At 59.9% G+C, this 8,748-nt stretch carries 10 protein-coding genes and 2 pseudogenes; 6 read left to right on the top strand and 6 right to left on the bottom strand.

The window, feature by feature from the left end:
- Window positions 1-91: 91 nt before the first annotated feature.
- Entirely contained in the window at window positions 92-508 is a 417-nt protein-coding gene (locus tag BM317_RS30830; RefSeq protein WP_170866293.1) for a hypothetical protein, read from the bottom strand.
- 6 nt (window positions 509-514) lie between these two features.
- The gene (locus tag BM317_RS31405; RefSeq protein WP_368665062.1) at window positions 515-877 is read right to left on the bottom strand and encodes a lipid II-degrading bacteriocin; all 363 of its coding nucleotides are present in this window, start codon (window positions 875-877) and stop codon (window positions 515-517) included.
- A 64-nt stretch (window positions 878-941) separates the two neighbouring features.
- Here BM317_RS31405 and BM317_RS30615 point away from each other — a divergent pair.
- Window positions 942-1,022 (top strand): annotated as a pseudogene (locus tag BM317_RS30615) (enoyl-ACP reductase); the annotation flags it as partial.
- A 19-nt stretch (window positions 1,023-1,041) separates the two neighbouring features.
- Here BM317_RS30615 and BM317_RS29360 read toward each other — a convergent pair.
- Window positions 1,042-2,004: a sensor domain-containing diguanylate cyclase gene (locus BM317_RS29360; RefSeq protein WP_092477183.1), complete on the bottom strand. Its 963-nt coding sequence runs from the start codon at window positions 2,002-2,004 to the stop codon at window positions 1,042-1,044.
- A gap of 137 nt (window positions 2,005-2,141) precedes the next feature.
- Here BM317_RS29360 and BM317_RS29355 point away from each other — a divergent pair, with 137 nt between their 5' ends.
- Window positions 2,142-2,966 (top strand): helix-turn-helix transcriptional regulator, encoded by an 825-nt coding sequence (locus BM317_RS29355; protein ID WP_092165355.1) that lies wholly within the window; start codon window positions 2,142-2,144, stop codon window positions 2,964-2,966.
- Between the two features lie 193 nt (window positions 2,967-3,159).
- Here the strand turns inward: BM317_RS29355 and BM317_RS29350 are convergent, their stop codons facing one another.
- On the bottom strand, window positions 3,160-3,747 hold the full coding sequence (locus BM317_RS29350; protein WP_092165353.1) for a LysE family translocator: 588 nt from the start codon (window positions 3,745-3,747) through the stop codon (window positions 3,160-3,162).
- Window positions 3,748-3,948: 201 nt separating this feature from the next.
- On the opposite strand from BM317_RS29350, the gene BM317_RS29345 reads away from it, so the two are divergent.
- A complete protein-coding gene (locus BM317_RS29345; RefSeq protein WP_092477181.1) occupies window positions 3,949-5,403 on the top strand; it encodes a TrkH family potassium uptake protein in 1,455 nt (484 codons plus the stop codon).
- 67 nt (window positions 5,404-5,470) lie between these two features.
- On the opposite strand, the gene BM317_RS30825 is transcribed toward BM317_RS29345, so the two are convergent.
- Window positions 5,471-5,929, bottom strand: coding sequence for a hypothetical protein (locus BM317_RS30825; protein ID WP_092165348.1), 459 nt, complete (start codon window positions 5,927-5,929; stop codon window positions 5,471-5,473).
- 145 nt (window positions 5,930-6,074) lie between these two features.
- On the opposite strand from BM317_RS30825, the gene BM317_RS29335 reads away from it, so the two are divergent.
- The 3 genes from BM317_RS29335 to BM317_RS29325 all read left to right on the top strand — a co-directional run bounded on the left by BM317_RS29335 (window position 6,075) and on the right by BM317_RS29325 (window position 8,414).
- On the top strand, window positions 6,075-7,157 hold the full coding sequence (locus BM317_RS29335; protein WP_092165641.1) for a bifunctional transcriptional activator/DNA repair enzyme AdaA: 1,083 nt from the start codon (window positions 6,075-6,077) through the stop codon (window positions 7,155-7,157).
- A 23-nt stretch (window positions 7,158-7,180) separates the two neighbouring features.
- Window positions 7,181-7,798 carry a DNA-3-methyladenine glycosylase family protein gene (locus tag BM317_RS29330; RefSeq protein ID WP_092165346.1) on the top strand — a complete coding sequence of 206 codons (618 nt, stop codon included), beginning with the start codon at window positions 7,181-7,183 and terminating at the stop codon, window positions 7,796-7,798.
- Window positions 7,799-7,925: 127 nt separating this feature from the next.
- Window positions 7,926-8,414, top strand: a complete 489-nt coding sequence (locus tag BM317_RS29325; RefSeq protein ID WP_092165344.1) for a GFA family protein — start codon at window positions 7,926-7,928, stop codon at window positions 8,412-8,414.
- A 106-nt stretch (window positions 8,415-8,520) separates the two neighbouring features.
- Here the strand turns inward: BM317_RS29325 and BM317_RS30915 are convergent.
- Window positions 8,521-8,748 (bottom strand): annotated as a pseudogene (locus BM317_RS30915) (IS110 family transposase); the annotation flags it as partial.

Here is an 8,748-nt window from a genome sequence, read left to right as displayed (position 1 = left end):
GTTTGTTAGATGTGTTTGCTCGCACGAACATCATCAATCAAATCGGCGTTCTTGTTTCTGTGTTTCCCGGGATTCCGTGAAGAACCTTTTTTTATCCCGATTTCCGTGGAAAACCAATCAGAACCAAAACAAGGGAGAACACAAACAGCAGCCCCCCCAATACACCTGCGATGGTGTCGTACGTGTAGATGGCGGCGACGAACGTCCCCATGAGCGACGTCAGGAAAAGCAGGACATTGGTCAACGCATACACGCCAATGCGCCATTTGAAAGCACGTCGCCTTAGAAGCCTTTGAAACAGATAACCCAACCCCGTCAGGGCCACCGAAGCGGCGGTCAAGATGATCAGCATGACCGTGTACATCGCTACCGCGGGAATACCCCGGGTATCACTTAAATCATTGGGATTTTCCGAGACACCCTCCAGCGCAAAAAAGAACAACAATGCGCATGCGCCCATCACTGAAGCAATGGCGGCGAGACTTAATGCGTTTCTTCCTGCTGCCATGGCTACTTACCTAGAGAAATTGATTGGCAGCTCGCCAGTGATTCGAATTTCATAATCCCGTGCGTTGGCGACCCTTCCCACTTCACGGAGCGCGCTCGTGGCTTGCTCATCAAAGGCAGCCCTATGGCTGCTGGCATTAGCATCATAACGATCCGAGTACGCTTTGATCTTCCCGGAGAACTTGAGAGTACCTGATGCATATCGAGTAACGTCTCCGGTAATTTGAAGCGTAATGTTTCCAAGGTAGATCCGTGCGACGTTTGAGTCCTGGGCCGTGGAATAAGGCATCTTGAGATTGACGCTGGTAACTCCTACACCCGCCGTATTAATAAGTAAGTAATGGATAACACTGCAGTTATGAATCCGCATCACACGATGCGAAAAACTCATTCTGTGTATTTCCCATACCCTTGGTGCGGTACATATTTATTGCGTTGTTTCTGGCATCAGCGGTGAAATCATGTACGTGGACGGCGGCTTCAACACCACGGCCATGGGTAACCTCGAAGAGTAATCTTCACTTCGGCCCTGCGCTAACTGCGAAGCGCCTGTTTCTGGGCATACATGGCCGTATCCGCGTCGGCCAACAGGTTGTCGATTGACGAATGCCGCCGGAGGTCGTATTCGATCTGGCCCACGCTGAAACGAATGTCATAGCCTCGCTGCAACATCGCATTGCGCTCATCGAGGATTTCCTTGAGGCGCACCATGATCGCCGAAGTCTCGACATAGGAAGAGCCGGTGAGCAGCGCCACGAACTCATCACCGCCCAAGCGACCAATCACATCACTTTCGCGAAAGGCGATACGCAGCACATCAGCGAAGGTTTTCAGCGCGCTGTCACCCTCGGCATGCCCATAGCGATCGTTGATCGGCTTGAAGTCGTTGAGGTCGAAGAACAGCAGCGTCGCCGGTCGCGACAAGCGATCACACACATTCAACGCATGCTGGGCCAACGTCTTGAAGCCGCGCCGATTGGACAACAGCGTCAACTCGTCCATGCTCGCCATCTGCACCGCAACCATTTCCTGCTCGGCCATGCGCGCCAAGTCGCGCAGCAGTTCGCGCTCTTCGTCATTGAGCTGGCGCGGCTTGGTGTCGAGCAGGCACAGCGTGCCAAGCTTGCTGCCATCCTCCAACCCCAGCGGATGCCCGGCGTAGAAGCGAATGCCAGGCTTGTCCGTGACCAACGGATTGTCGTGAAAGCGCTCGTCCTGCTCCGCGTCGCAGATTTCCAGGATCTGATCCTGCAAAATCGCATGCCCACAGAAGGAAACTTCCCGCGGGGTTTCGCTCGCATCCAGGCCGGCATTGGACTTGAACCACTGCCGGTTGGCGTCCACCAGGGACACCAGGGCGATGGGCACGTCAAACAAACGCCGGGCAAGGCGAGTCAGGCGATCAAAACGTTCTTCGGACGGGGTATCGAGCAGCTTGAGCGAATGCAGATTCTTGAGACGAACCGCTTCGTTGTCCGGTTTACCTGGCGCAAGCATCGGGAACTCCATGGGCGAGACTTCATGGAGTCTAGTTCAGGGCCACTGCCGTTCAAACCGAACGGCCAAATCAATCGGGCATTTGCCGGCCGGGGCTAATACACTGCTTTACAGATTCAAGACGAGGACGCTGACCGATGAAGCACGCCACCCATGACGCCGCCCCACGCTTCTGGCGCGACGCGGCCCTGCCCTTCATCGAAGCCCGGGCCATCGCCGATGGGCGCAAGGTCTGCTATTCACGCCACTCCCACGACCATTTTTCCATCGGTGCGATCACCGCCGGGCGCAGCACCTATATTCATGAGCGGTCGAATTTCCAGGTGCAGAGCGGCACGGTGGTGCTGATGAACCCCGGCGATGTCCATGCATGCAACCCGATCGACGATGAGCCGTGGTCGTATGTGATGCTGTACGTCGATACCCAGTGGCTGAGGGATTTGCAACGTCGTATCGGTTTCGATGAAACCCTGGATTTCCAGAGCTTTTCCACCACCCACAGCCGTGATGTCGAGCTGTTTGCCGCAGTGCGAGGGTTGTATGAGCAACTGGTGGATGAACGGCTCGGCATCGACCGCAAGCGCAGCGCCGCCGAGGCGTTTTTCACTGACCTGCAACAACGGCTCAACCCTGCCGGTCGGCCGGACCGGGGCAGCCACCCGGGATTGATGCGGGCAGCGCAGTTTATTCATGATCATTGCACCGAAGCCTTGAGGCTCGAAGACATCTGCGCCGCCGCACAACTGTCGCCGTCCTACCTGAGCCGTGCCTTCAAGCGCCACTATGGGATGACGCCTCATGCTTTCCTGGTCAACCGCCGGATCCAGTTCGCCCGCCGCCAGTTACGCGAGGGCAAGCTGATCGCCGACGTAGCGCTGGACAGCGGTTTTGCCGACCAGGCGCATTTCCAACGGGCCTTCAAGCAACACTTGGCGGCCACGCCCGGGCAATATCGCGGTTGAGCTTCTCCTGTTTTTGTGGCGAGGGGATTTAGCGAAACGTCGCACCGCCCCGCTCGGCTGCGCAGCAGTCGCAAACCGGCCAACGCGGTTCGCCTGTTGTAGAGCGGTGCCTGGTTTTTGGGGCTGCTTCGCAGCCCAACGGGGATAAATCCCCTCGCCACAACGGTGTTCCAACCGAAACCGTGGGTTCGACTCAAGGCAACACCAAATACACCGCGCTTGCCACCAACAACACCGCCATCGCCCGGTTGAACAGGCGCAGGGTCGCCGGGTTGCCCAACCAGTTGCGCAGGAAACTGCCGGCATAAGCCCAGCAGCCCACCGATACGTAACAGATCACCAGGTAGACTGCCGCAAACTGCCACACCAGCCGTGCCTCGCCATCGGCCACGAACGCGCCCATCCCCGCCACACAGGCCAGCCAGGCCTTGGGATTGAGCCATTGCATCAGTGCACCGTAGAACATCGACGGCGCCCGATCCTCGTCCTTGGCGCCCAGGTGTCCGTTGTCCATCGCCAACTTCCATGCCATGAACAACAGAAACGCCACGCCCCCCAGTTGCACCACCCGCGTGAGCCCAGGCCAGCGTTGCAGCACTTCATGCAACCCAAGCCCCATCAGCACCAGCAACAAGACAAACCCCAGGGTCGCTCCCGCCACATGGCGCAAGGTCGCTCGAAACCCATACCGGGCCCCGGAACTGAGAGCCACAATGTTGACCGGCCCAGGCGTAATGGAGGCAACCAAGGCAAACGCCGCCATGGAAAGAATCAGACTCATCGCATATCTTCTTCATGTCTGTGAGGTGGCGATCAAGATAAACGGCCAATCACTGCAGGTATTGAACAAAACTGCCCAATGAAGAGGTCCAACCGCCACCTCGCGAAGCGGCATCACTTCCAGCTCTTTTTTACGCAAACTTTACGCAGTGGTCGCTCCGCAAAAACAATACTGTGCGGCTCATTTATTCAGGCGCATCCCATGTCCCTTGCGGTAGTGCGGTTCATCGGCTTCATCCTCGGCATTTTCTTGATTACCCTGGCCGCCAGCATGGCCATCCCGCTTTTGACGCTGGTGATATACGCACGCAATGATGATCTGTCGGCGTTCCTGTGGTCGAGCCTGATCACCTTTGTCTGTGGCATCGCACTGGTGGCGCGCGGTCGACCCGCGCACACCCAGATGCGTCCGCGAGACATGTACCTGCTGACCACCGCCAGTTGGGTCATCGTCTGCAGCTTCGCCGCCCAGCCCATGGTGTTCATCCAGGACATCAGCTATACCGATGCCTTTTTCGAGACCATGTCGGGTATCACCACCACCGGCTCGACCATCCTCACCGGGCTGGACAACGCCTCCCCAGGCCTGTTGATCTGGCGCTCGATGCTGCACTGGCTCGGCGGGATCGGCTTTATCGGCATGGCGGTGGCGATCCTGCCGCTGCTGCGGGTCGGCGGCATGCGGCTGTTCCAGACCGAGTCGTCGGACTGGTCGGAGAAGGTTACACCGCGTTCCCATGTCGCAGCGAACTACATCCTGTGGATCTACGTCGGCTTGACCGCCCTCGCCACCCTGGCCTTGTGGTTGGCCGGCATGACGCCCTTCGAGGCGATCAACCATGCGATGTCCCTGATCTCCACGGGTGGCTTTTCCACCTCGGATGCATCCCTGGGGCACTGGCCCCAACCGGCCATTCACTGGGTGTCGGTGCTCGTCATGATGGCCGGCTCGCTGCCCTTCACTTTGTATGTCGCCACCTTGCGCGGCAACACACGCGCGCTGTTCAAGGATCAACAAGTCAGGGGGTTCGTCGGGTTCCTGGTCATCACCTGGCTTATCGTGGGGACCTGGCTGAGCCTGAACAGCGATTACATCTGGTGGGACGCGCTCCGCATCGTAGCGGTCAACGTGACGTCGGTGGTCACCACCACGGGCGTGGCGCTGGGGGACTACACGCTATGGGGCAGTTTTGCCCTGCTGCTGTTTTTCTATCTGACCTTCGTCGGCGGTTGCTCGGGATCGACGGCCGGTGGACTAAAGATATTTCGCTTCCAGGTCGCCAGTGCCTTGCTGATGGGCAGTTTGAAACAACTGATTCATCCCCGGGCGGTGATACGAAAAAAATACAACAACCATCCCATTGACGAAGAGATCGCCCGCTCGCTACTGACCTTTTCGTTTTTCTTCACCATTACCATTGGCGGTATCGCCCTCGGCCTGGCGTTGATCGGCCTCGACTGGACCACCGCCTTGACCGGCGCGGCCACCGCGGTGTGCAACGTAGGCCCGGGGCTGGGTACGATCATCGGGCCAGCGGGCAACTTCTCGACCTTGCCGGACGCTGCGAAGTGGCTGCTGACCATAGGCATGCTGCTGGGTCGACTGGAAATCCTGACGGTGCTGGTGTTGTTCACCCCAGTGTTCTGGAAGTATTGAACACTTCGCGATTGCAAGGCGTAAAAAAGCCGCGACGCCTGAATCAGGCGTCGCGGCTTTTTTGGGATCAGCGGTCGTTCTTGATCGAAGAACTGGTCGCGTTGGTCAGGCCCTTGGTGTTGTGGGTACCCGGAGTAGCCGTGGAAATCGCGGAAGCCTTGGTCAAGCCACGGGTATCGCGGTCTTTGGCGATGCCCGACGTGAGCGAAGCCTTGCTGGTTCGGTCGGTGCGGGTGGTACCGGTATGCTTGCCGCTCACGCCATGGTCGCGCGTAGCGGTGCCGACGTGGTCGCTATCCAGGCCCTTGCCAAGGCCGCTGGATTCGCCGGATTTGCCACTGCCCTTGCCGCCACCGTTACCGCCGCCATTGCCACCACCACCGCCACCGCCGTGACCGCCACCATTGCCACCGCCGGCGGCGTAGCTCGCGCCAATGGGCGACAGGTCGGCGGGCAGCAAGGCCGAGGCACCCAGCATCAGGGCACAGACAGCAACAGCGATCAGGGATTTCTTATGTTTGGACATGATGTCTCCGAAAGACAAAAACAGCGTTGAACCTTTAAGACTCAATGGTTCAACTTTTGTTCGCGAGCATCCGACCAAGTGAGCGGAAAATTCACTGTCGATTTTTCGGTGGAGCCGTCCCAGCCAGGGTTTTATGCTCAACCCCATGAACCGACAAGACTCGCTACTCCCGCCCCACGCCGAGATGGTCCGCGCCATGCTCGAACGAGACACCGCCTACGAGGGGGTGTTCTTCACTGCGGTCAAGACCACCGGCATCTTCTGTCGCCCCAGTTGCACCGCGCGCAAGCCGAAGCCGGAGAACGTGGAGTTCTTCGCCCATGCCGACGAAGCCATGTCGGCCGGCTACCGCGCCTGCCTGCGCTGCAAGCCGCTGGACGCCGCCGCCATCGCGCCGGACTGGATCCAGGCCCTGCTCAAGGCGGTGGACGCCGAGCCCGACCTGCGCTGGACCGACGCCCTGCTGCTGGAACAAGGTATCGAGCCGCTGAAACTGCGGCGCTGGTTCAAGCAACATTTCGGCATGACCTTTCACGCCTACCTGCGCACCCGCCGCCTGGGCATTGCCCTGGGCGGCATCAAGGACGGCACTTCCATCGACAATGCGGCGTTCGATTCCGGTTATGAGTCGTTGAGCGGTTTTCGGGACGCTTTCGTCAAATCCTTCCACATCACACCGGGCCGCGCCGCCCTCAGTGAACCCCTGTTGTTCACCCGCCTGACCACGCCACTGGGGCCGATGCTGGCCATGGCCGAGCGACGGGGCCTGGTGCTGCTGGAATTCCTCGACCGCCCGGCCCTGACCAAGGAGCTGGAAGAGCTGCAGCGACGCTACAGCTACACCGTCGCACCAGGGCACAACGCTCACCTGCAACAGATCGAAACTGAACTGGCCGACTATTTCGCTGGGAAACTCACTGCGTTCAGCGTCCCGTTGCACATGCCCGGCAGCGCCTTCGCCGTGCGGGTCTGGGCCGAGTTGCAGAGCATTCCCTACGGCGAAACCCGCAGCTACGGCGGCATCGCCACGGCCCTGGGCAGCCCGGGTGCCAGCCGCGCCGTGGGCCTGGCCAACGGGCAGAATCGCCTGGCCATCGTCATTCCCTGCCACCGGGTGATCGGTGCGGACGGTTCGTTGACCGGTTATGGTGGCGGCCAGCCGCGCAAGGCGTTTCTGTTGCGGCTGGAAAAAGCCGCGGTGCAGGTTTCCCTGCCCCTGGCGTTTTGATTGACACGGAGAACGAGTACCCGATGCCCGCGCCCTACCATGACGCCAGCGTCTTCCTGGCAAGTCTGGACGAAGACTGGCGCCGTCATGTCGAAACAATCGGCCCTTGCCTGCTACAACCCAAGCCAGCCCGCGAACCCTATGAAGCCCTGGTGCGGGCGATTGCCTATCAGCAACTGCACGCCAAGGCCGGCGATGCGATCCTCGCTCGGTTGCTGGCGCTGTTCCCGGCGCTGACATTTCCCGGGCCTGCGCAGATCCTGGCGACTGACTTTGCGCAAATGCGCAGCTGTGGGTTTTCCGCCAGCAAGATCGCGACCATCCAGGGCATCGCCCAGGCAACCCTCGACGGCGTAGTGCCGGATTACGCCACCGCGCGGGCGATGGAAGACGAAGCGTTGATCGAGCGCTTGGTCAGCCTGCGCGGTGTCGGGCGTTGGACGGTGGAAATGCTGCTGATCTATAGCCTGGAGCGGCCGGACATCCTGCCGGCCGATGACTTTGGGGTGCGCGAGGGCTATCGACGGATGAAGGGGCTGGAGCACCAACCCAGCCGCAAGCAGATGGTCGAGATCGGCCTGGCCTGGCGCCCTTATCGGACGGTGGCGGCGTGGTATTTGTGGCGGGTGCCCGGTCGTTAGACCGTGTCATCGTTCATCGCGAGCTTGCTCGCGATGGCGTCCGCATGTCAGTCACGAGTTCAACAGTCCAGAACAACAGGCCGCCCGAGCTGTCCAGAGTCATTACAGTCCCCAATAGGAGGTTCCCATGCAGCTCGAAGGATCCTGCCACTGCGGCGCGGTGTCATTTAGCCTGGCCTGTGCCCACCCCTACCCTTACCAACGCTGCTACTGCTCGATCTGTCGCAAGACCCAGGGCGGTGGTGGTTTTGCAATCAACCTGGGGGGCGATGCCCAGAGCCTGAAGGTGCGCGGTCGCAAGCACATCTCGATCTACCATGCACGACTCAAGGACGAAGGCGATAAACGCGCCCACCGCAGCAGTGCCGAACGGCATTTCTGTTCCCAGTGTGGTTCGGGGTTGTGGCTGTTCAGCCCCGAATGGCCGGAACTGGTGCACCCGTTTGCCTCAGCCATCGACACACCGCTGCCGGTACCGCCGGAGCACACCCACTTGATGCTCGGTTCCAAGGCACCGTGGGTGGAGGTCGAGGCGCATAAGGGCGACCAGCAATTCGATGTCTATCCCGAGGAGGCCATTGCCCAGTGGCATGAACGCCTGGGGCTGGTCACTTAGAGATGCAGTGGTGCATAAGGCCCCATCGCGAGCAAGCTCGCTCCCACAGTGGACTTGGGAAGTTCACAAATCCACTGTGGGAGATTCTATGGTGCAGGGCTACCCCCTAAATGCCTTTCGGTAAGTATTCGCTCTGGTTCTTCAGCAGGGCGAATACCACTCGGGCAAGCTTGCGGGCCAGTGCCACTAATGCTTCGGTTGTGCTGAGCCCCCGGGCCCTTAGTGCCTCATAAAAACCCTTCCATGCCGCTGTGCGCCTCGCCGACATCGCGGCGTTATGCATCAATCGACGGGCCTCTGGGTCACCTCGCTTAGACAGGCAGCGGCGTCCCTT

Origin of the sequence: Pseudomonas sp. NFACC24-1 (genome assembly GCF_900115235.1) — a bacterium.
In the GTDB taxonomy this organism is placed as follows: Bacteria; Pseudomonadota; Gammaproteobacteria; order Pseudomonadales; family Pseudomonadaceae; genus Aquipseudomonas; species Aquipseudomonas fluorescens_AA.
The sequence above is the reverse complement of the archived record's forward strand: the minus strand, read 5'-3'. Positions and strand labels throughout refer to the sequence as shown.